The sequence below is a fragment of the Streptomyces sp. NPDC049813 genome (assembly GCF_044465085.1).
Lineage (GTDB): Bacteria > Actinomycetota > Actinomycetes > Streptomycetales > Streptomycetaceae > Streptomyces.
In genome coordinates, this window is record NZ_JBITLI010000014.1 from 115,998 (window position 1) to 136,319 (window position 20,322).

At 72.7% G+C, this 20,322-nt stretch carries 21 protein-coding genes; 10 read left to right on the forward strand and 11 right to left on the reverse strand.

What is annotated here, in order from left to right:
* Nucleotides 1-141 precede the first annotated feature (141 nt).
* Nucleotides 142-978, forward strand: coding sequence for an NAD(P)H-dependent oxidoreductase (locus ACIBW6_RS26445; protein ID WP_399063759.1), 837 nt, complete (start codon nucleotides 142-144; stop codon nucleotides 976-978).
* Between the two features lie 58 nt (nucleotides 979-1,036).
* Here the strand turns inward: ACIBW6_RS26445 and ACIBW6_RS26450 are convergent, their stop codons facing one another.
* Both ACIBW6_RS26450 and ACIBW6_RS26455 read right to left on the reverse strand, forming a co-directional pair.
* Entirely contained in the window at nucleotides 1,037-4,357 is a 3,321-nt protein-coding gene (locus tag ACIBW6_RS26450) for an NACHT domain-containing protein (protein ID WP_399063761.1), read from the reverse strand.
* Entirely contained in the window at nucleotides 4,357-4,719 is a 363-nt protein-coding gene (locus tag ACIBW6_RS26455; protein ID WP_399063763.1) for a trypco2 family protein, read from the reverse strand. The genes ACIBW6_RS26450 and ACIBW6_RS26455 overlap by 1 nt, the downstream gene beginning before the upstream one ends.
* A 168-nt stretch (nucleotides 4,720-4,887) precedes the next feature.
* On the opposite strand from ACIBW6_RS26455, the gene ACIBW6_RS26460 reads away from it, so the two are divergent.
* Both ACIBW6_RS26460 and ACIBW6_RS26465 read left to right on the forward strand, forming a co-directional pair.
* Complete coding sequence (locus ACIBW6_RS26460; RefSeq protein ID WP_399063764.1) at nucleotides 4,888-5,355, forward strand: GNAT family N-acetyltransferase; 468 nt, start codon at nucleotides 4,888-4,890, stop codon at nucleotides 5,353-5,355.
* A 247-nt stretch (nucleotides 5,356-5,602) separates the two neighbouring features.
* Nucleotides 5,603-6,043, forward strand: a complete 441-nt coding sequence (locus tag ACIBW6_RS26465) for a VOC family protein (RefSeq protein WP_399063766.1) — start codon at nucleotides 5,603-5,605, stop codon at nucleotides 6,041-6,043.
* Nucleotides 6,044-6,107: 64 nt separating this feature from the next.
* On the opposite strand, the gene ACIBW6_RS26470 is transcribed toward ACIBW6_RS26465, so the two are convergent.
* Entirely contained in the window at nucleotides 6,108-7,613 is a 1,506-nt protein-coding gene (locus tag ACIBW6_RS26470) for a SulP family inorganic anion transporter (protein ID WP_399063768.1), read from the reverse strand.
* Between the two features lie 406 nt (nucleotides 7,614-8,019).
* Between ACIBW6_RS26470 and ACIBW6_RS26475 the strand changes: the two genes are divergently transcribed.
* Nucleotides 8,020-8,433, forward strand: a complete 414-nt coding sequence (locus ACIBW6_RS26475) for a MerR family transcriptional regulator (RefSeq protein ID WP_399063770.1) — start codon at nucleotides 8,020-8,022, stop codon at nucleotides 8,431-8,433.
* Nucleotides 8,434-8,645: 212 nt separating this feature from the next.
* Here ACIBW6_RS26475 and ACIBW6_RS26480 read toward each other — a convergent pair whose 3' ends face one another.
* Entirely contained in the window at nucleotides 8,646-9,698 is a 1,053-nt protein-coding gene (locus tag ACIBW6_RS26480; RefSeq protein ID WP_399063772.1) for an RNA polymerase sigma-70 factor, read from the reverse strand.
* A gap of 268 nt (nucleotides 9,699-9,966) precedes the next feature.
* Here ACIBW6_RS26480 and ACIBW6_RS26485 point away from each other — a divergent pair, with 268 nt between their 5' ends.
* Complete coding sequence (locus ACIBW6_RS26485; protein ID WP_399063774.1) at nucleotides 9,967-10,740, forward strand: SDR family oxidoreductase; 774 nt, start codon at nucleotides 9,967-9,969, stop codon at nucleotides 10,738-10,740.
* A 97-nt stretch (nucleotides 10,741-10,837) separates the two neighbouring features.
* A complete protein-coding gene (locus ACIBW6_RS26490; protein ID WP_399063776.1) occupies nucleotides 10,838-11,698 on the forward strand; it encodes a DUF72 domain-containing protein in 861 nt (286 codons plus the stop codon).
* 45 nt (nucleotides 11,699-11,743) lie between these two features.
* On the opposite strand, the gene ACIBW6_RS26495 is transcribed toward ACIBW6_RS26490, so the two are convergent.
* Nucleotides 11,744-12,178, reverse strand: coding sequence for a VOC family protein (locus ACIBW6_RS26495; protein ID WP_399063778.1), 435 nt, complete (start codon nucleotides 12,176-12,178; stop codon nucleotides 11,744-11,746).
* A gap of 54 nt (nucleotides 12,179-12,232) precedes the next feature.
* A complete protein-coding gene (locus ACIBW6_RS26500) occupies nucleotides 12,233-12,565 on the reverse strand; it encodes a hypothetical protein (RefSeq protein WP_399063780.1) in 333 nt (110 codons plus the stop codon).
* Between the two features lie 226 nt (nucleotides 12,566-12,791).
* Between ACIBW6_RS26500 and ACIBW6_RS26505 the strand changes: the two genes are divergently transcribed.
* Genes ACIBW6_RS26505 through ACIBW6_RS26515 form a run of 3 tightly spaced genes read left to right on the forward strand, consistent with a single transcriptional unit; the run spans nucleotide 12,792 to nucleotide 13,811 of the window.
* On the forward strand, nucleotides 12,792-13,118 hold the full coding sequence (locus ACIBW6_RS26505; protein ID WP_399063782.1) for a PadR family transcriptional regulator: 327 nt from the start codon (nucleotides 12,792-12,794) through the stop codon (nucleotides 13,116-13,118).
* Nucleotides 13,115-13,471: a DUF1048 domain-containing protein gene (locus tag ACIBW6_RS26510; protein ID WP_399063784.1), complete on the forward strand. Its 357-nt coding sequence runs from the start codon at nucleotides 13,115-13,117 to the stop codon at nucleotides 13,469-13,471. Before ACIBW6_RS26505 ends, ACIBW6_RS26510 begins: the two co-directional genes overlap by 4 nt.
* 1 nt (nucleotide 13,472) lies before the next feature.
* Nucleotides 13,473-13,811 (forward strand): DUF1048 domain-containing protein, encoded by a 339-nt coding sequence (locus ACIBW6_RS26515; protein WP_399063786.1) that lies wholly within the window; start codon nucleotides 13,473-13,475, stop codon nucleotides 13,809-13,811.
* Here ACIBW6_RS26515 and ACIBW6_RS26520 read toward each other — a convergent pair.
* The 5 genes from ACIBW6_RS26520 to ACIBW6_RS26540 all read right to left on the reverse strand — a co-directional run bounded on the left by ACIBW6_RS26520 (nucleotide 13,783) and on the right by ACIBW6_RS26540 (nucleotide 19,535).
* Entirely contained in the window at nucleotides 13,783-14,925 is a 1,143-nt protein-coding gene (locus ACIBW6_RS26520; RefSeq protein WP_399063788.1) for a glycoside hydrolase family 3 N-terminal domain-containing protein, read from the reverse strand. The genes ACIBW6_RS26515 and ACIBW6_RS26520 overlap by 29 nt on opposite strands.
* 140 nt (nucleotides 14,926-15,065) lie before the next feature.
* Entirely contained in the window at nucleotides 15,066-15,857 is a 792-nt protein-coding gene (locus ACIBW6_RS26525) for a GH25 family lysozyme (RefSeq protein WP_399063965.1), read from the reverse strand.
* 399 nt (nucleotides 15,858-16,256) lie between these two features.
* Nucleotides 16,257-17,666, reverse strand: a complete 1,410-nt coding sequence (locus tag ACIBW6_RS26530) for a phosphatase PAP2 family protein (RefSeq protein ID WP_399063790.1) — start codon at nucleotides 17,664-17,666, stop codon at nucleotides 16,257-16,259.
* A gap of 130 nt (nucleotides 17,667-17,796) precedes the next feature.
* A complete protein-coding gene (locus tag ACIBW6_RS26535) occupies nucleotides 17,797-18,747 on the reverse strand; it encodes a squalene/phytoene synthase family protein (protein WP_399063792.1) in 951 nt (316 codons plus the stop codon).
* A 104-nt stretch (nucleotides 18,748-18,851) separates the two neighbouring features.
* Entirely contained in the window at nucleotides 18,852-19,535 is a 684-nt protein-coding gene (locus ACIBW6_RS26540) for a GAF and ANTAR domain-containing protein (RefSeq protein WP_399063794.1), read from the reverse strand.
* Between the two features lie 180 nt (nucleotides 19,536-19,715).
* Between ACIBW6_RS26540 and ACIBW6_RS26545 the strand changes: the two genes are divergently transcribed.
* Nucleotides 19,716-20,315 carry a TetR/AcrR family transcriptional regulator gene (locus tag ACIBW6_RS26545; RefSeq protein WP_399063796.1) on the forward strand — a complete coding sequence of 200 codons (600 nt, stop codon included), beginning with the start codon at nucleotides 19,716-19,718 and terminating at the stop codon, nucleotides 20,313-20,315.
* The last annotated feature ends 7 nt before the right edge of the window (nucleotides 20,316-20,322 follow it).

The following is a 20,322-nucleotide window of genomic DNA, read 5'->3' on the forward strand; positions in this document are numbered from 1 at the left end:
GCGCGCGAACGCTCACTCCGCCGACACGTTTGCCGAGGACGACGCCAGGAACCGGCGACCGGAGGAGGCTGGCCAGATTCTTTCGCCTTACGACCATCTGGCCAGTGTCGGCGCGTCCCGTCGCAGGGCAGGGTCGAAGGCATGAACATTCTCTGGATCTTCGCCCACCCCGACCAGCGCTCCTTGAACGGTTCCTTGATGCGCGAGGCGCTGAGCTTCCTCGACGCGGAGGGACACGAGCACGTCGTCTCCGACCTGTACGCGATGAAGTGGAAGGCGGTCGTCGACGCCGACGACTTCCCCGAGAGCACAGACGCCTCGGGCGGCACGGACGGCACCGGCCGCCTACTGGTGGGTGCGGAACAGGAACGCGCCTTCCGGGACGGCACGCTGAGCGAGGACATCCGTGCCGAGCAGGCCAAGCTGGCCTGGGCGGATGTCGTCGTCCTCCACTTCCCGCTGTGGTGGTTCGGCCCGCCCGCCATCCTCAAGGGCTGGATCGACCGGGTCCTGACCCAGGGGCTGGGGTTCGGCGTGAAGGACGACGCCGGGCACACCCGCAGGTACGGCGACGGCGGCCTGGCCGGAAAGCGCGCCTGGATCGTCACGTCCGTCGGCGCCCGCGCGTCCGGCTTCGGCCCTCGCGGGCTGCACGGCCACATCGACGACGTCCTGTTCCCGCTGCTGCACGGCGCGTTCTGGTACACCGGCATGGCACCGCTGGCCCCCTTCGTCACGTACGGGGCGGACCGCGCGACGCCGGAGGACTACGCCCGCACGGCCGAGGCCCTCAAGGAACGCCTCCACGCCCTGCCGCACGCCCGTCCCCTGCCCTACCGCCACGAAAGCTCCGGCGACTACGACCGGGACCTCGTCCTGGACCCCGCCCATGCGCCGGGCCGGACCGGGCTCTGCGTCCACCGGACCGATTCTCCGGAGGCAGGACCAGCGCCGGCGCGGCGTCGGAGCGTCGACTGAGGCACCCAGTCGCACCACGACTCGGCTTCGTGACGGCCGTCCGCGCCGCGCAGTGCCCTCACACGGGCGTCTCGTTGATCGTGGTGACAAGACCTTGGTGTCCGTCCAGTGCGCTGAGGTCCAGCCTTACCCCGCCGATGGTGTGGAGGGTGAGGTGTGTCAGGGACGGGAAGACCCGGGCGAACTCCGCCGCTGTCCCGCCACGGCTCACGCCGCGCAGGGTGAGGGACCGGATCCTGGGCAGGGGCGCGAGGCGACGGGGCTTCGGCGTCACGGTCTGCCGTGCCTTCGCCAGCGCGGACGACTGCCTGCCGCGGCGTTCGAGCAGGGGACGCGGCAGGACGAGCGGCAGGACGAGACGCGGGAGCACGAAATCGAGGCTGGTCAGCGCGGGTGCCTTGGCCGCGGCCAGCAAGAGGGAGAGAACGTCGCAATCACCCTCCACGACAAGTTCGTCGAGGGCCGGCCACTGGGTGAGATCGTTGATCATCGTCTCGTCGTCGCTGCTCACCCGCAGTTTCTCGACGCGGGCGTGGCCCCGCGGCAGTGGGATGCGGCTGTCCAGCGGTGCGCCCACCACCGTCAGGTCCCGGAGCTCGGTGAGCTCCTCGACGACGCTCAGCTCGCTTTTGCGCAAGTGGCCGATCTCAAGTCGGAGCGTGCGCAGGGGAAGCCGGGCCAGGGCCGACAACTGGCTGACACGGGGGCAGTCGCGCAGCGCCAGCGAGCGCAAGGCCGATTGGTCGCGTACGAACGCGAGGTCGCCGAGGAGCGGGTTGGCGGACACGGTGAGCGAGGTGAACCGGTCCGGCGGCAGGGCCGCAGCCAGGTCCGCACTGCTGATGGGCATGTCCACCGTGACATGCCCGACGGGTCCGCAGTGGCGGAGTGCCGTGATCATGGGTGTGGCGGTGACGGTCAGCTCGTCGTCATCGAGGCGCATGGCGGAGAGCACTTCCCGCGCGTACGCCTCGGCGGGGAACGCGGCCCAGCTGGAGCGGAGCAGGCGCCTGACAACCGGGTCCTCGTGGCCGGCGAAGTCTCTGAGCAACGGCAGGGCCGCGAGCCCGCCGACGTTCCGGATCAGGGTGACGAGGGCTGCGACCGACGCGTCCGCCACGGTGGCGGCCTCGGGCATGAGGGGGAGGATGTAGGCGCCCAGCGAGGCGAGTCTGGCGGATTCGGTGGCGTCGGCGGGTGGCAGCAGGGCGCGGATCCGCGCGGCTACGGTGGCACGCTCTCTTTCGTCCAGATAGATCGCGCTCATCGCGCAGTGGGCCGCCAGCACGTGGATGTCGGCACGGGCCCCCCGCGTGCTCTGCTCATCACCCTTGGCGATCAGGTCGTTGACGAGACGGCGGACCTCGCCCCGATTGCAGTGGCCGACCGCCAGGAGCACGATGTCCTGCCACTGTTCGTCCCCGGCGTGCCGCAGCAACTCCGCCAGGCTGTCGCACTCCTGGAGCTCCTTCGCCGCCAAGTAGTCCTGGAAGGTGCGGTGGATGAACTGGATGATCTTCTCATTGCGCTCTTGCAGCAGGCCGCTCCTGTTGAGCAGATGCGTCAGTACGGCGTCCGGGGTGCCCTGTTGCTGGACCTGCGGCATGCCTGCCATGGCGAGTTCGATCTGGTGGCGGGCCTGGTCATGGGTGAACTCGACGGCACCGCCACGGGCCAGCCAGGCCGCGATGCGCTGCAGAAGTTGTTTGTTCTCCTCCACGCCGAGGTTGATGCCCTCCGGCGCGTTGACCCGTCGCTGCGCGTCCCGGCCGCCGAGGAGCATGGACAGTGCCGCCGTGTACAGGGACCAGCGGGACGTGGGGAGGAGGCCTCTGCGTCGTCGGTGCAGGGCGCAGACCACCGCGCACAGCAGGGGCGTCCGGGTGAGGTTGAGCAGGGTCCTGTTGCGCAGCAGCTCCTGCTCCAGCGCCTGCTCCAGCGCGGTGAGGGCATGCAGCTCCGACGTGGCCCGGTGCGCGTCACGGAAGCCGTCGCACTCGATCCGGGCCGCGGCGTGCCAGGCGCGTGAGAAGGCCAGGATGTCCTCGTCCTGCATGGGCAGCAGCCGCAACTCGTCGAACCCCTCGCGGCTCAGCCAGCTCTCCTCGACGGCGAGGGGCCGCACGGTCACCAGGCACCGGTTGTGCGGATACATCGCGAGCAGTTCGGACAGCTTGCGCCGGGCGTCGTCGCGGTCCCGCGGCGGCACTTCGTCGATGCCGTCCACCAGCAGCAGCCCGCGTCCCGCTTCGAGGACGCGGCGGGCCCAGCCCGGCGGGATGCCGTCCACCGGGAGCTCCGCGACGTTCGGCAGCTCCCCGGGGCCCGGGAACGCGGTGCCGAGCGTCGAAAGACTGCGCATCGGTACGACGAAGGGCACCAGGTCGTTGAGAGCGGCGAGTTCGGGCCTGAGCGCACCGCAGGCCGCGTGGGAGGCGAGCCACCACACCAAGGTGGTCTTGCCCGCGCCCGCCTCGCCGCGCAGCAGGGTGCGGGGCCGGTCGACGAGAAGATCGTCGATCCGGTGCCGGACGGGTGCCACCGCGCCGGCACCACGGTCCGACGTCAGCGCTTCGAGGCTGAGGTAGGCCGTGTCGAGATCCCACTTGTTCTCCGTCGTGCCCAGTTCGTCGATCCCGAAGATCTCCGTCTTGCGGTACCGCGCCTGCAACGCACGCGCGTAGTGCCGTTCGAAGCGCTCGTCGTCGGGGTGGGTCTCGGTCACCGGTTCCAGGATCGGAGGAAGGTAGCCGGGATCCGCACCCGCGACGAACCGGGGGAAGTCCGCGGCGGCGAGGATGCTCGCCACGGGGACGGCCTCGATCCGCCGGTGGCCTCTCCCCCGCGGCACTTCCGTGACGATGCCGATGAGCACCGCGCCGGCGAACACGGGAGAACCGGAAAGCCCGGCGAGCGGCGAGGATGCCGACGCCGGGGAGACCGGCTCCACCGGGGGCCGGTCGAGCTCGCACACCAACGCGCCTCGCTGCTCGCCGGCCAGCGGCAGCACGACGCCCGTGAACTGATCCGATTCCAGCCGCCCGTCCTGGTACCGCTGCACGGCGGGGAAACCGACGATCTGACAGCTCGGGAGCGCCGCCGTGGTGGCGACGGTGCCCCAGCGCAACCTGGGCAGTGCCCATGTGTCGGGAGCGACCAGGTCTTCGCCCGTGAGCAGCAGGGCGGCGTCGAGGGCGGCGTCCGTCCAGACGACGCGGCTCGGGATGGGCTGTTCGCCGCTGGGGTGCGCGGCGCGGATCCACTCCTTCTTGCACAGGACGTGGGCGCTGGTCAGCACGAGCCGGGGCGAGAGCATGACGCCGCTGCCCTGGGCGCCCGACAGGACCGCCACGGTGCGCTCGGAGGCCGAGCGGAGCATCACCGCTCCGTGGCGGAGCGGCGGCCGAAGCCTTCGGTGTTTCCCTCGTCGTCGTGCGCGACCCGCCAGGCGGCACCGGTGCGGGCGTCCTGCGGCTTGAGGGTGAAGGCGACCTTGTGCGTGCGGCCGGAACCGTGTGAGACGTCGGCTCCCGCGTCGACGACCCAGGCCTTCACCTTGCCGCCCGCCTTCAGGTCACGGCGAATCTCGACGGTGAACTCCATCTGGATGTCGCCGAGTTCGAAGGTGACCTCCTTGCCCGCGCCCTGTGCTGCCGCGGTCGTCAGACCCTCGCGCACAGCCTGGACGGCCTGTGCCAGGTCGATGGCCGCCACCTCGTCGTCACGCTTCGGTACCCGCACGAAACCCTCCCCCGTTCTGCCTGACCGTTCGCCGGATCAGGGTAGTGTCCGTCGCCTTCAGAAGAGGTGAGGTTTCCAGTGGAACGACGACAACCGTCACAAACGGTGGGCTCCCCTTCTGCGCTGCCAGGTGGAGCCGCCCCCGGACCTGTCACCCTGACCGGCGAGTTGACCAAGCTCAGGCCGACCCGCGAGGACGATCTCGCATTGCTGGCGCGTTGGTTCGCCGATCCTGATGTCGTCGAGCACTGGGGCGGGGTTCCGTTGGCGCCGGCGGAGGTGGCCGCCAAGTATGTCGGGCGGCGTCGGCCGCAGGTCGGGTCGTTTCTGGTCCTCGCCCAGGAGGTGCCGGTCGGCTACGCGCAGTACTGGCATGCGGCCGGGGCCGAGGGTGGTCTCGACATGGTCCTGCTGCCAGGAGCGCGGGGGCGGGGGCTCGGGCCCGACGCGGCCGGGGTCCTGCTGCGGCACGTGTGCACGACGCTGGGATGGACGCGCGTGACCGTCGATCCCGCGACGGAGAACGTCCGGGCCGTGCGCGCCTGGGAGAAGGCCGGTTTCCGGCACGTGTCCGGCGACGCGGAGAGCACGCTGCTGGAGTATCGGCCGGAGAGTCGCGGGCCGGCGGTCTCCTAGCCGGCCCCCGAAAACCGGGCCCCGCCCCGAACGGGCCGATCCGCGTTCCGGCCCCGGCCCCGCCGCAGCCGCCGCGCGGCCCCCGCCGGATATTTTCGAGGTCCGTCGGCGGACGCATGTCGAGAACCTCGCACCGGCTCCGTCCCAGCGTCATCAGCGACAAGCGGCGGGCGGCCGGCGACAAACGGGCAGCGGCTCGCAGCCACACCGGCCACCCCAGCCACGTAAGAGAGAAGGAGAAGCCACCATGGCGGTTCAGCGGATGGACAACGTCGGCATCGTCGTCGAGGACATGGACGCCGCCCTCGCGTTCTTCGAGGAGCTCGGTCTGGAGGTGGAGGGCAAAGCGCGCGTCGAGGGGCCCGTCGCCGACCGGTGCACCGGGCTCTCCGGGGTGAGTTGCGACATCGCGATGGTCCGGACGCCGGACGGGCACAGCCGGCTCGAACTGGCGCGGTACCGCACCCCCGCGGCCACGCGCGACGAGCCGCGCGACCGGCCGCACAACATCCTGGGCACCCACCGCGTCATGTTCCTCGTCGATGACCTCGAGGACACCCTGGAGCGCCTGCGGCCCCATGGTGCCGAGGTCCTCGGCGAGGTGGCCCGGTACGAGGACAGCTTCCTGCTCTGCTACGTGCGCGGCCCGGAGGGCATCATCGTCGGGCTGTCCGAGCAGCTCGGCTGAGCGGCGGGCAGCCGGCCCCGGCGCCGCCCGCCGGACGCCTCTTCCCCCCCTCCGGGCGCCGCGGTCAGTGGCCTGCGGACCCCGCGCCGGTGAGCCTGCCGTGGAGGTCGGCGCTCGGGTCGTTCAGGCCGGTGATCTCCACCGTCTTGCCGCGCTGGGCGTACTTGGTCTCGATGGCGTCCAGGGCGGCGACGGACGAGGCGTCCCACACGTGGGCGGCCGACAGGTCGATGACGACGTGCGGCGGATCGCCGGCGTAGTCGAACTGGCCGACGAGGTCGTTCGAGGAGGCGAAGAAGAGTTCGCCGGTCACCGTGTACACGACCGTGGTCCCGTCCGGGTCGGTGACGGCGGTGACGCGCGCGAGGTGGGCGACGCGCCGGGCGAAGACGACCGTGGCGGTGACGGTGCCGACGACGACGCCGATGGCGAGGTTGGAGGTGGCGACCACCACGATCACGGTGATGACCATGACGGCGATCTCCCCGACGGGCATCCGGCGCAGCGTCCGGGGGGCGATCGAGTGCCAGTCGAAGGTGCCGAAGGCGACCATGACCATCACGGCGACCAGGGCGGCCATGGGGATGTCGGAGACGACCGGGCCGAAGACGATGCAGAGCACCATCAGGAACGATCCGGCGAGGAACGTGGAGAGTCGGGTACGGGCCCCGGACACCTTCACGTTGATCATGGTCTGGCCGATCATGGCGCAGCCGCCCATGCCGCCGAAGAACCCGGTGACGATGTTGGCGATGCCCTGGCCGATGGACTCGCGCGTCTTGGAGGAGTGCGTGTCGGTGATGTCGTCGACCAGTTTCGCGGTCATCAGCGACTCCATCAGGCCGACCAGCGCCATCGCCAGGGCGTAGGGGGCGATGGTGGTCAGGGTGTCGAGCGTGAACGGCACGTCGGGCAGGCCCGGCACGGGCAGGGATGACGGCAGGGCGCCCTTGTCGCCGACCGTGGGCACCGCGATGCCGGCGGCGACCGTGATCACGGTGAGGATCACGATGGAGACCAGCGGCGCCGGGACCACCCGGGTGACCTTCGGGAAGAAGACCATCAGGGCGAGGCCGGCCACGATCAGCGGGTAGACCGCCCACGGCACGTCGTGCATCTCCGGCACCTGGGCCATGAAGATCATGATGGCGAGCGCGTTGACGAAGCCCGTCATGACCGAGCGGGGCACGAAGCGCATGAGCCTGGCCACGCCGGCCGCGCCGAGGATCACCTGGAAGACCCCGGCCAGGATGACGGTGGCGACGAGGTAGCCGAGGCCGTGTTCCCGGTTCATCGGCGCCGTGACGAGCGCGACGGCGCCGGTGGCGGCGGAGATCATGGCCCGCCGGCCGCCGACGACCGAGATCGTGACGGCCATCGTGAAGGAGGCGAACAGGCCGATGGCCGGGTCGACGCCGGCGATGATCGAGAACGAGATGGCCTCGGGGATCAGGGCCAGGGCGACGACGAGTCCGGCCAGCACCTCGGTGCGCCAGACCTTGGGGTCGTTCAGCCAGTCGGGCCGGAGGCCGCGCAGCCGCGCGGCCGGGGACACTGCGGTGGAGGACAAGGTGATCGCGTACCTGTCGTGCTCGGGCACACCCCACGTCGGCCGGGGCCGGGGCGCGCGGGAAGGGTGCGGGGGACCGGGCCGGTCTCCCGCGGGCGGCCCGCGCGGCGCGGGCCAGGAACGTCGGGGGGTGTGCGGAGCGGGCGTCGGCCGGGGCCGCGCCGACGGCTCACATCACGGGGCGAAGGGTCACGGCGGGCAGGCGGCGGCGCTCGGCGTCCAGGGCTCGCGCACGCGTCTCTCCTGCAAGGATCGGGGCTTCGCCGGGGGCGCCATCGGCCCCGGGAACGACAACGGCGGGACGGCGACCGCCGCCACACCGCCAGCAACTCTACCCTAACGTTAGGGTAGGGACCGGTGGCCGTACGGGACGCGGCGCACCCTGACCAGAAGGGCCGGGACGGGCGTGGACGACAGGCACATGCAGATCGGCGAGGTCGCCGCGCGCACGGAGCTGTCCCTGCGCACCATCCGGCATTACGAGGAGACCGGCCTGGTCATCCCCTCGGCCCGCTCGCAGGGCGGCTTCCGCCTCTACACGGAGACCGACGTCGCCCGGCTCATGGTCATCCGCAGGATGAAGCCGCTGGGCTTCACCCTGGACCAGATGCGCGACCTGCTGGACGCCACCGACCGCCTGGACGCCGGCGAGGCCCTCGACGCCGACCGGCGCGACGCCCTGCTGGAGCGCGTCCGCGACTACCGGCGCACCGCAGCCGACCAGATCGACAAGCTGCGCGTCCAGCTGGCCCGCGCCGAGGAGTTCGCCGCCACCCTCGAATCCCGCCTGGAGACGGCCACACCCACCACCCGGACGTGAGGTCCACGGGCTCTCGTCCCCGGCTCCGTACTCGCGGTGCGGGGCAGGCAGGTGCGGCACCCCGGGCACACTGCCGAACCCAGGGTGCCTGAGCCCGGCCGGTCCCCGCGGGGTGCCACCGGCCTGGCCTGGCTCGTGAGTGCCCCCGCAGGCGCGGCTCATGCCGCCCGGGGCCGCCCGTCGCCATGGTGACCGTGGCCCGGGCCTCCCCGTCAGCGGCTGAGGGCGGTCTCGTACGTGACGTGGGACAGCTTGTCGGGGTTGCGGATGTGGTAGGCGCCGGTGACGAGGCCGTCCTCGACGCGGACCGCCAGCACACCGTCGATCTGGCCATCAATGCGGACGAGGAGGGCCGGGCCGCCGTTGATCTGGACCGGTTCGAGCGTCCTCTCTTCCCGCTGCCACCAGCCTTGGGCGAGGAGGCGGGCCACGTCGGCCGCGCCCACGACGGGCCGCGGCAGGGCGTGCCGGACTCCCCCGCCGTCGCTGAGGGCGACGACGTCGGGCGCCAGGATGTCGAGCAGGTCTTGCAGTTCGCCGGTCTCGACCGCTCGCTGGAAGGCGTGCAGCGCCGCCCTGGTCCGGGCCGCCGTCACGGCCCCGCGGGGCCGACGGGCGGCGACGTGGGACCGGGCGCGATAGGCGAGTTGGCGCGTCGCGGCGGGAGTCCTGCCGACGGCGCCGGCGATCTCGTCGTAGCCGAGGTCGAACACCTCGCGGAGGACGAACACGGCGCGCTCGACCGGCGCGAGGGTCTCCAGGACCAGCAGCATGGCGAGCGAGACGCTGTCGGCCAGTTCGACGTCCTCGGCCACGTCCGGCGCGGTCAGCAGCGGCTCGGGCAGCCACGGGCCGACGTACGTCTCCTTGCGGCGGCCGAGCGCGCGCAGCCGGTCGAGCGCCTGCCGGGTGGCGATCTGTACCAGGTAGGCGCGTTCCTTGCGCACCGCTGTCCGGTCGACGGCCGTCCACTTCAGCCAGGTCTCCTGCACCACGTCCTCGGCGTCGGCGGCCGAGCCGAGGATCTCGTAGGCGACGGTGAACAGCAGGCTGCGGTGGGCGAGGAACACCTCGGTGGCCTCGTGGGACACCGCGCTGTCGGGGGACGCGGCCGACCGGGCCGCGCGCTCCGTCGCCTCCGCCGGGTCCGCGTACCGAATGCCGCGCTCCGCCGGATCCCCGTACCGACCTCCGCGCTCCGCCGGATCCGCGTACCGGCCTCCGCACCCCACCGGGTTCGCGTCCCCACCCCTGCGTTCCGTCATCCCCGGCTCCCGTCTGTCCGTCTCCCCGCCGCGCCCGGCCGGGCCGCCGTGCCGAGCGCGTGTCCATGGTCCGTGCACGAGACGCCGCGCGGCGCACGCGCGTCACACCTCCAACGCGTGGCCTGCGTCACAGAGTTGCGGGTGTGACGGGCGGCGGGGTCACGGCGTCCCGTGTGTGTCGGGACGCCACGCACCCGCACGGCTGCCGGTCGGCTGCGCCGGCGTCGCCCCCGGACTCTTCCCCCCTGGCACCTGAGAGGCACGAACCATGGACACCGGAAAGAGCACGAAGTTCGCCGTCGCGGGAGCGACCGGACGGCTGGGACGGCACGTGGTGGACATCCTCACCGAGCGGGGGCACCAGGTGGTGCCGATGTCCCGCGCCACCGGCGTGGACGTGATCACTCGGAGCGGACTGGCCGAGGCGCTCGTCGGCGCCGACGTCGTCATCGATGTCGCGTCCTGGCCGACGTCCGACGAGGAGGCCGCCGCGGAGTTCTTCCGCACCGCCGCCGCGAACCTGCACGCGGCGGGGCAGCGGGCGGGCGTCGACCGGATCGTCGCCGTGTCGATCATCGGCGCGGACCGGGCCACCGCCGGATTCATCGCCGCTCAGCAGGTGCACGAGGAGGCCGTCCTCACCGGCCCGCTGCCCGCGCGCATCCTGCGAGCCGCGCAGTTCCACGAGTTCGTCCCCCAACTCCTGGAGTGGCAGCAGGGCGACGTCGCCTACCTCCCCGACCTGCCCGCGCAACTCGTGGCGTGCCGCACGGTGGCGGAGGCACTGGTCGACCTGGCCTCCGATCCCGGTGCCGCGCGCCCGGCGCCCGGCGAACCGGTCCCGGAGATCGCAGGCCCCCGCAAGGAGTCCCTGTACGAGGCGGGCGCGCTGCTCGGCGCCCGACGCGGCGTCAAGGTGGTGGCGGTCGACGGCTCCGGCATGCCCGACGCCGACATCGCCGCCGCGGGCGCGTTCCTGCCGGGCCCACATGCCACGCTCGCCGGTCCCCCGTTCGCGGAGTGGCTCGACGCACAGGCGTGACCCGGCGCCCGCCCGAACTCGGCACGCGCGGGCCGGATGCGCCGTCCGCCCGAGATCCGGCACGCACAGGCGCGCGTCGGCGGGGTACCGGTGGGCCATGGGTGACATCTACGTAGGCACGTGTTCGTGGACCGACCCGGCGCTGGTGCGCAGCGGCTGGTACCCGCGGGGGCACCGGGACGCCGAGGGGCGCTTGCGGTACTACGCCGGGCGGTTCCCGGTCGTGGAGGCCGACGCGTCGTACTACGCCCTGCCGCAGGAACGGGTCGGCCGGATGTGGGTGGAGCGCACCCCTGACGGCTTCACCTTCGACGTGAAGGCGTTCTCCCTGCTGACCGGGCATCCGACCCGCCAGGCGGTGATGCCGGACGGGCTGCCGGCCGACACCCGGGACCCGGCCGTGCTCGACGAGGTGTGGGCGAGGTTCGCCGAGGGCGTGGCGCCGCTGCGGCACGCCGGGCGGCTCGGCAGCGTGCTGTTCCAGTTTCCGCCGTGGCTGCGGCCCGGGGCGCGGGCCGCGCACGTGCTGGCGCAGACGGCGCGGCGCACGGCGGGCTGGCCGGTCGCCGTGGAGTTCCGGCATCCGGACTGGTGGCGTGCGGAGCAGGCCGCGTCGACCTGTGCCCTGCTCGCGGAGCACGGCATGAGCGCCGTCGCCGTCGACATGGCGCAGGGACTGCCGTCCTCCTTGCCCCCGGTCGCCCCCGTCGCCGATCCCCGGCTCGCCGTCGTACGCTTCCACGGGCGCAACACGTCCTGGGGGCGCGGGAGCAAGGAGGACCGCTTCCGGTACGCGTACACGCCGTCCGAACTGTCCGGCTGGCTGCCGCGGATACGGACCCTCGCCGAGCGGGTCGAGCGGGTCCACGTCCTGTTCAACAACTGCTGCGGCGACGCCGCCGTGCGGGCCGCCGAGCAGATGAGTCTTTTGCTGCGCGAGGCCCGGCAGCACGCGTGACGCGCCGGCGGGGGACGCGTGCCGTGCCGGCCCGGCAGGGCACGTTCAGTCGATGCAGAATTCGTTGCCCTCGATGTCGCGCATGGGGATGCACGACTCGTTCTCCCCGTCGGCGTACAGCGTCTGCACATGCGTGGCGCCGAGCGCGACCAGCCGCGCGCACTCGGCCTCGAGTGCGGCGAGGCGCTCCGCACCGACGAGCCCCGTGCCGACCCGGACGTCGAGATGCACCCGGTTCTTGACGGTCCTGTCCTCGGGGACACGCTGGAAGTACAGGCGCGGGCCGACTCCCGAGGGATCGCTGCAGGCGAACCACGCGTCCCGCTTCTCCGGCGGCAGCGTGCCGTTGAACTCCTCCCAGGTGGCGAACCCGTCCGGTGGCGGCGGCGCGACGTACCCCAGGACCTCGCACCAGAACCGGGCGACGCGCTCCGGTTCCCGGCAGTCGAAGGCGACTTGGAACTTCTTGATCGCTGGCATCGGCGCACCGTACCGCGGACGAGGGGGACGGCGCCGCTGGTTTCTCCCGTCCCCTCAGGCCTCGTCCCCGGCCCGCGGTTCACAGAAGATCCCCGACGCCCGGACGCCGTCCTGGAGCACGCTCCACGGCCGGCGCAGGGCGAACGCCCAGGCACCGTAACCCCGCCGCTGCAACTCGCGGTCCACGGCCAGCGCCGACCACTGCCCGGCCACGGTGAACTCCGCCACGACGTCGGCCGCTTCACCGCGCAGCACGAGGACGTGCCAGGCCGTTCCCGCGCCCCGCACGACGGTGTGGGCCACGGCGTACAGACCCGTGCTGTCGCCGCCCACCGCGTCGGTCACCGTCTGGGCCCACAGCGACAGATCCGGCAGCCGCCCGCTCACCAACGTCTCCGCCTCCTCACGCGCGGCCCGCGCCCGCCCCTGAGGGCCTGACCCGAAGGCACCGGCCCTCGCAAAGTCCAGCCCTACCCAGCGAAGGCCTGGCGAACGCGAGGAATCGCGCCGTGGCGTGCCGGACGCCGTGGGCACCTGACAGCTCCACTACTCGGTGATACGTTGTACCGGTACTCGGTACTACGAAGTACCACTGAGCCGGGGAGTGCTCGTCGTGGACGACCTGACGGAGATGCTGAAGGGCACGCTCGAAGGGTGCGTGCTCGAGATCATCGGCGGCGAGGAGACGTACGGATACGCCATCACCCGGCGGCTGAACGACCTCGGCTTCACCGAGGTCGTCGAGGGCACGGTGTACACCATCTTGCTGCGACTGGAGCGGAACAGGCTCGTCCAGGTGACGAAGAGGCCGTCCGGGGTCGGCCCGCCACGCAAGTTCTTCGCGCTCAACGACGCCGGCCGCGCGGAACTCGCGGCGTTCTGGACGAAGTGGCAGTACCTCTCCTCACGCGTCGACAAGCTGAAGGAAGGCGGGAGATGAACCTCTGGGAGACCCTCACCGGCAGCGACATCACCAGGGAGTGGCAGGCGTTCGAGGTGCGGGCCGCGGCCCTGCCGGATGACCACCGGGCGGCCTGGGAGCAGATCAAGGTGTGCCTCCTCCCCCACGGCGACTTCACCGGCCGCGGTCTGCTGCCGATCCTCGACGGCGTGCTCGGGCTGCTGGAGGAGACGGCGGCGGAGGGGCAGAGCGCCCGTACGGTCCTCGGCGAGGACGTCCCGGGCTTCTGCACGGCGCTGGTCGGCGGCGACGGGACCCGGACCTACCGAGATCGCCGGCGTGCGCAGTTGAACAGGAACGTCGCGCGGAAACTGAGCCGGCTGGGAGGCTGACGTGGGCATCCAGGACGTCATCGAGGGCAAGAAGCAGTGGCGGGCGCACGTGGCGCGGGTCAAGGCGCTGCCGCCGGACTACCAGATCGTCTACAAGGAGATGCAGAAGTACCTGTTCAAGGTCGGCCCCGTGGAGCCGTCCGGCGGGCCGCTGCTCCCCGGCATCGTCGACTTCTTCGAGGAGGGCGCGGCCGCGGGCAAGGGCGTCCTGGAGCTGATCGGCCCGGACGTCGCCGCGTTCTGCGACGGCCTGATCCAGGACTCCCCCACTTACGCGGCCGCTTATCAGGACGCTCTCGGCCGTCGCTCCGTCACGCCAGACCCGCCCGCAGCGCGTTGACGCGCGCGGCGCCCGCGTCGAAGGCGCCCGCGTCGAGGGTGCCGGCCGTCAGCGCCTCGGCCAGCGCCGTCACCGCCTGCTCTCCCTGGGCGACGTCGCGGGCCGAGCACAGCAGGAGGTCCATGCCGGCCCGGGCGGCCAGGACGGCGCGGTCGCCCGTGCCGCCGTAGGCCTGGAGCGCCTTCGCCTCCAGGGCGTCGGTGATCGTCACGCCGCGGAATCCGAGCCGGTCGCGCAGTTCGCCGACGACGGTCGGGGAGAGCCCGGCGGGCCGGGCGGCGTCCAGCGACCGGTAGACGGCCCAGGAGAGCATGACCAGTCGGGTCCCGGCCGCGATCGCCGCGCGGTACGGCGCCTCGTCGACGCCGCGCAGCGTGGCCGCGGGCGTGGTGACGGTGACGGGCCCCAGGTCGGTGTTCTGCTGCGCGGAGGCGGGGCCGAGGCCGGGGAAGTGCTTGGCGGTGGCCGCCACTCCCAGGTTCTGCTGGGCGGTGACGAAGGCGGCGCCGCACGCGCCGACGGTCCCGGGATCGGTGCCGTAGGAGCGCTCGTAGCGGTCGGTGAAGTCGCCAGGGACGCGGTACACGTCGAGCACCGGGGCCAGGTTGACGTTCATCCCGACCCCCGCGAGGTTGCGGCCCGCGCCGCTGCCGGTGGACGCGGCCCGCGCCTCCCGCTGCGCCGAGGCGCCGACGTCCTTCGCGGACAGCACGGGCTCCCCGGGCAGCCGGCGCACCATGCCGCCCTCCTGATCGGTCATCAGCAGCAGCGGCGCCCGTACGGGAGAGGAGGCGTGCGCCGCGGTCATCGCCTCGATGACGTCCGCGATCTGGCCGAGGCTCTCGATGTTCTCCCCGAAGAAGATCACCCCGGCCGTCCGGCCGTCCCGGATCGCGTCCATCAGGGCGGCCGGAGGCGTCGGTCCGGGATAGGAGTGGATGACGCACTGCCCCGCGCGCCGCGCCTGGTCCGCGGCGGACCGCGGGGAGCGGACCCCGCCGGGCCGCGGCGCGGCGCCGGCCGTGCCGCCCGCGAGCCCGAGGCCGCCGGCCAGGACCGCGGTCGCGCCTCGCAGAGCGCCACGCCTGCTGAACGGTGTCGGTGTCGGGCTCATGACGTGCTCCTTCGCGAACTGTCGGGGGTTCCCGTTCCGGCGCACCCGCCGGGACGCCGGGGCCGGAGCAGCCTGTCGCGTCCGCTCCGGCCCGTGCACCGATCATGCCGGGGCGGTGCTCCCGGACCCGGCATCCGCCGTCACGGGGTGTTGTTCGCCAGCGCGAGCAGGCGGGAGCGGTCGCCGCTGAAGCGGTCGCGGTCCACGTTCCCGGAGATGCCGCTCACCGAGCCGGTGGACGTGTACTGCCAGACCGTCCAGTACGGGAAGCCCCGGGGGATGGTGGGGCCGGCCGCCGAGGTCCAGTGAGCCACCCACAGCGGGCTCCTGGCGGACATGCCGGTCCAGCCGCCGGTGCAGGAGTTCCACCAGCTCGCGCTCGTGTAGATCACCATGTCGCGGCCGGTGCGGGCCTTGTACGTGGTGTAGAAGTCGAGGATCCAGGACTGCATCGCCGCGGGCGTCTTGCCGTAGCAGCTGCCCTCGATGTCGAGGACGCCGGGGAGCGTCAGGTTGTCGCGGGACCAGGCGCCGCCGTTGGAGGCGAAGAAGTTGGCCTGCGCGGCGCCGCCGGACACGTCCGGCCGGGCGAAGTGGTACGCGCCGCGGACGACGCCCGCCTTGTACGCGTTCAGGTAGTTGGCGCTGAAACTGGGGTCCTTGTAGGTGGTGCCCTCGGTCGCCTTCATCCAGGCGAACTCGACGCCCGCGCCGCGCACCGAGCTCCAGTTGATGCCGCCCTGCCAGTTGGAGACGTCGATGCCGACGGGGTTGGCCAGGGCGCCCGCCCCGGGCTCCGGGTCGAGCCGCAGCTGCCGGGTGTCCGCCTTGAAGTCCTTGCTGTCCTGTACGTATCCCACGCCCATGTAGCCCTTGCCCAGCGGGACGGCGCTGTCCGACGCCCGTGGCGCCGAGGTGGCGGTGCCCGACATCAGGCTCAGGAGCAGTGCGGCGCTGGTGCCGATGGTTCCGGCGGTCGCGAGTCTTCGCTGTATGGACGGAGTGCTGAGGGAAAGGCTCTGCGGGAACAAGGCTTCCTCCTGCCGGGTGGGGGGTCGGCGCGCGTCCGGCCGGACGGCGTCGAACGCGTGCCTCACGGAGGTTCTACGCGCGTCCGGTTGACACGAACACGACACAGTGAGCCACAGGGACGTACATGCGGTAAACCCTTTCCCGGCCCGTTAGTGGTCTAGACCCAGGTACACCCGGATGAGCTGCGCCGACGCGCCGAAGTCCGGTAAAGTTTCCCCGGATGGCGGCGTACGCGGACCGGTGCGGCCCGGTCCGGCACCCCCCGCCGCCCCGGTCCGCCGGCCGTCGTCCGGGCGGGGTCACGGGACCAGTTCACCCGGGTCAGCCCGGCGCGCCCCGGCGGGGAGGGGCACCTCGCGGCGGGGCCGCGGCACGCGCACCGGGGTGGTTCCCGGCCCGCCCTCGTCCTCCCGCCGCCACCGCCGGGTCGTGCGCACGTAGCCGTACATGACCGAGGCCGTCGCCAGGAGCACCGCGGGGCCGTACACCCACGGATGACGGGCCATGGGCAGCGACAGGTAGCGGTAGGCCAGCAGGAGCGCGGTGAAGACGGCGGTGCCGTGGAGGACCAGGCGCACTCCCGCGCGGTCCCAGCCGCGGTCGTACGTGCGCAGCCCCGTCTCGATGGTGAGGGTGAAGACCACCCCGGCGACGATGTCCGCGCCGTAGTGGTAGCCGAAGCCGAGCGTCGCGCCGAGCGTGGCGACGAGCCACAGCGCCCCGACGCAGCGCAGGACGAGGGGGCCCCTGCGGCTGTGCAGGAAGATCGCGGTGGCCCAGGCCGTGTGCAGGCTGGGCATGCAGTTGCGCGGGGTGATCTCGTCGAACGGCATCGTGTGCGGGACGCCGACCGGGACCCCGGTGTGCGGCCACAGGTCGGCCACGGCCCACGCGCCGCCCTCCGCGCCGTAGGCGTAGACCGGTCCGACCACCGGGTAGAGCATGTAGACGGCCGGGCCGAGCAGGCCGATGACCAGGAACGTCCGCACGATGTGGTGGCGTGGGAAGCGACGCTCGGCCGACACGTGCCGCATCTGGTACAGCGCCACGACGACCGCGGCCACCGCGAGTTGCACGTAGACCCAGTCGAGGACGTGCGCGCCGACCGTGCCCGAGGCCTCGACCATCCGGCCCACCAGCCAGGACGGGGAGCCCAGCGCGTGATCGGCGACCGCCACGTACTGGTCGAGGACCCGCGGGCGCGTCTTCCACGTGATCAGCAGCCAGGTGTCGCCGGTCTTGCGGCCCGTCACCAGGAGCAGCGCCAGGCCGACGCCCTTGAGGAGCAGGGCGCGCTCCGCGCCGGTGCGCCGCGTCACGGCGACGACGGCGCAGGCCAGGGTCGCCAGAAGTGCGCCGTTGCCGACCATCATCTGGGCGCCGGCCAGCGAGCGTATGCACCAGAAGACGAGGTCGACGCCGACCGCGGCGCCGAGCGCGAGCAGGCGCTGGCGCCAGGTGAGAACCACCATCGTCATCGCCAGGCCCGCGTACAGCACGGTCCCCGACTTGGGCGCGAAGACCACCTCTCGTGCCTGGTTGGTGAGGGGGCCCCGTTCGCCGTAGCGGCGCGCGAGGATCTCCAGCGCGACGAAGAAGCCCAGGACCACCACCCCCGCGACACCCCAGGCCACGGCGCGCAGCCGTCGCCGTCCGGTGCTCCCGGTGCCGTCCCCCGGCCGGAGCTCTCGTGTCACCGTCGATCTCACTGTGCAGCCGTTCCCTCGGGTCATCCGCTGTCCGTGCCGCGTCGGACGGGTGCGGACCGGCTGCGCGACGCGGCCCGCGGCAGACGGCTGGTGCGTGCTGCCGGTGGACGACGGGCACGGGGCGCCGGGGTCAGTGGCGCAGCAGGTGCGGGTCCCGGCCGGGGCGGGCCGCGGCCCGGGAACCGCGGTCGTCGGCGCGGACGCGGGCCAGGAGCGCGAGGGCGCCGGGCACGTCGTCGCGCACGGGTCCGCGGGCGACGGCGTCCCCCGCGGTCTTCACCTTGTCCAGGCGCCGCTCGGTCATCAGCAGCGCGAACCGGGTGAGGGGGCGCAGCGGCCCGGGCATCTCCTCGACGAGTGCCTCCGCCCGGCGTGCGGCGTCGAGCGCGGCGTCCGCCGAGGCGCGGACCAGGGCCCGCACGGGAGCGCCGGACCGGCCCGCTTCGAGGTCGGCGCGGGTGACGCCGTGCGCGTCGAGGGAGTCGGCGGCGAGGTAGAGCCGGCCGTCGTCCAGGTCCTCGTGGAGATCGGTGAGGAAGTCGGCGCGCTGCCAGGCCTCGGCGAGGCCGCGGCAGGCGCGGGCGAAGCGGTCGCTGCCACCGCCCGGGTGGGCCAGTGCGGCGGTGAGCATCGCGAACGGCCAGGACAGGCGGTCGACATGGCGCTGTACGTCGTCCTCGTCGGCGAAACCGGGATCGCCCAGGTCGGCGCGCGCACCGTCGAGATAGGTGCGGGTCCAGTGGTGCGGTGTCCGGCGGGCGTCGACGGAGCGCAGGTAGGCGCGGAGGATCGGGTGGTGCGCGGGTCCTCCGGCGAGCGCGGAGCGCCCGTGCGCGTCCCACGTGCGCAGCCGCCCGGCGCGGCCGGCGGACGGGCCGCGGTCGCACAGGTCGTCGGTGACGCGGCCGAAGGCGTACCCGGCGACCGCGTGCGGCTGGTACTCCTCCCGGCCGAGCACTCGGATCGCCGTGTACAGCGCGGGTTCGCGGCGGCGCAGGTACCGCGCGGCCGCGCCGTAGTCACCGCGGGCCGCGCCGTCGCGCACGCCGGCCGCCGCAAGGCAGCGTCCCCATGTCCTCACGTCCCGGCCCCCTTCCGCCGCTGCTGTGTTCGTGCCGCAGGCCTGCCGCCGGAGGCGCGATGCGTCCTGCGCGTCCGGCCGGCCTGCGGCAGGATGTCACGAACTCACTCCAGGCCGCCGCGTTCGCAGACGCGCTGGGCCACCTCGCGGAGTTTGACGTTCTTCTCCTGCGAGTAGCGGCGCAGGACGTCGAACGCGTCGCTCTCGGAGAGGTTGTGCTCGGCCATGATGATGCCCATGGCCTCCCCGATGGCGTGCCGGGTGTGCACCGCCTCCTGCATCTGGGCCTGTTCGCGGGCGCTGGCGAGGGCGACGGCGGCGTGGGAGGCGAGTGACCAGCCGGCGGTCTCGCTGTTGTCGGTGAACACGCCCCTCTTGCGCGAGTAGATGTTGAGGGCGCCGAGGTCCTCGTTCTCGGTGTAGAGCAGGAAGCCCATCATGCTGCCGATGCCGAGGTCGTGGGCGCGGGGCGCGTACGCGGGCCAGCGGACGCGCTCTTCGGCCATGTCCATGATGCGGAAGACCGGGTGCCCCGTGCGCGCGGCGTCGAAGCAGGGGCCCTCCCCGCACTCCCCTTGCATCCGGTCGCTGTCCACGACGAGCTGCTCGGTCGCGGCGAGGGTCTCGACCTGCCCCTTGCGGATCGTGAGGATCCCCGCGGCGTCGCAGCCCTCGATCAGCTCGACGGAGGCTTGGGCGATCTTGCGCAGCGTGCCGTCGACGGTGTCCTCCGCCAGCAGCTCGCGCGCCTTCGCAGCCAGTTGCACGGCGTACTCGCGCCAGTCCACAGGCACACTTCCTCCCACATCGGGTCACGCCGCGGACGCAGCGCGGGACCCAGCCTCCCACGTGCGCCCTGTCCGGGGCGGAGGAACCCGTCGCGCGGGTCCACCAGGGCGCGCCCCTGGCCGGGCGGGCCACGCGCCCTGATACAGACCGTTCTCCTCCCTGTTCGCTACCCTGGGCGCATGAGCCAGAGCACCAGCCACCAGAGCAGCAGAGGAAGCGGCACATCGGAGGCGCGGTCACGGCTCCTCGCCACGGCGACGAGGATCTTCTACGCCGAGGGGATCCACTCGGTCGGCGTCGACCGGATCATCGCCGAGGCGAAGGTCACTCGTGCGACGCTCTACCGCCACTTCAAGGGCAAGGAGGATTTGGTCCTCGCCTACCTCGCGCTGGCCGACCGGGAGTTGCGGGCGCAGGCCGAGGCGGCCCAGGCGGGTGAGCGGTCGGCGGCCGACAAGGTCCGGGCCGTGTGCCGGACCATCACGGCGGGCATCCGGTCGCCGGGGTTCCGGGGGTGCGCGTTCCTGAACGCGGCGGCGGAGTACCCCGACCGCGACCATCCGGTGCACCGCGCCGTGCTGGCGCACCGGCAGTGGTTCCTGGAGACCGTCACGGGTCTGCTGGCCGGGACCGGCGACACCCCGGCCGAGCCGGCGGGCCGGCACCTGGTCATGCTCCGGGACGGCGCCATGGCCTCCGGCTGCCTGGCCGATCCCGTCCTGGTCTCCGAGACGTTCCTGGCGGGAGTGGAGGGGATCCTGCGGGAGCGGGGCGCCTGAGCCGCGG

Coding starts and splice junctions, on each gene's coding strand:
- ACIBW6_RS26510 (WP_399063784.1), top strand. CDS start 13,115: ATGAACCTCTGGGAGACCCTCACCGGCAGCGACATCACCAGGGAGTGG.
- ACIBW6_RS26450 (WP_399063761.1), bottom strand. CDS start 4,357: ATGCTCCGCTCGGCCTCCGAGCGCACCGTGGCGGTCCTGTCGGGCGCC.
- ACIBW6_RS26490 (WP_399063776.1), top strand. CDS start 10,838: ATGGGTGACATCTACGTAGGCACGTGTTCGTGGACCGACCCGGCGCTG.
- ACIBW6_RS26525 (WP_399063965.1), bottom strand. CDS start 15,857: ATGTCGGGCACCGCCACCTCGGCGCCACGGGCGTCGGACAGCGCCGTC.
- ACIBW6_RS26495 (WP_399063778.1), bottom strand. CDS start 12,178: ATGCCAGCGATCAAGAAGTTCCAAGTCGCCTTCGACTGCCGGGAACCG.
- ACIBW6_RS26480 (WP_399063772.1), bottom strand. CDS start 9,698: ATGACGGAACGCAGGGGTGGGGACGCGAACCCGGTGGGGTGCGGAGGC.
- ACIBW6_RS26465 (WP_399063766.1), top strand. CDS start 5,603: ATGGCGGTTCAGCGGATGGACAACGTCGGCATCGTCGTCGAGGACATG.
- ACIBW6_RS26545 (WP_399063796.1), top strand. CDS start 19,716: ATGAGCCAGAGCACCAGCCACCAGAGCAGCAGAGGAAGCGGCACATCG.
- ACIBW6_RS26485 (WP_399063774.1), top strand. CDS start 9,967: ATGGACACCGGAAAGAGCACGAAGTTCGCCGTCGCGGGAGCGACCGGA.
- ACIBW6_RS26445 (WP_399063759.1), top strand. CDS start 142: ATGAACATTCTCTGGATCTTCGCCCACCCCGACCAGCGCTCCTTGAAC.
- ACIBW6_RS26520 (WP_399063788.1), bottom strand. CDS start 14,925: ATGAGCCCGACACCGACACCGTTCAGCAGGCGTGGCGCTCTGCGAGGC.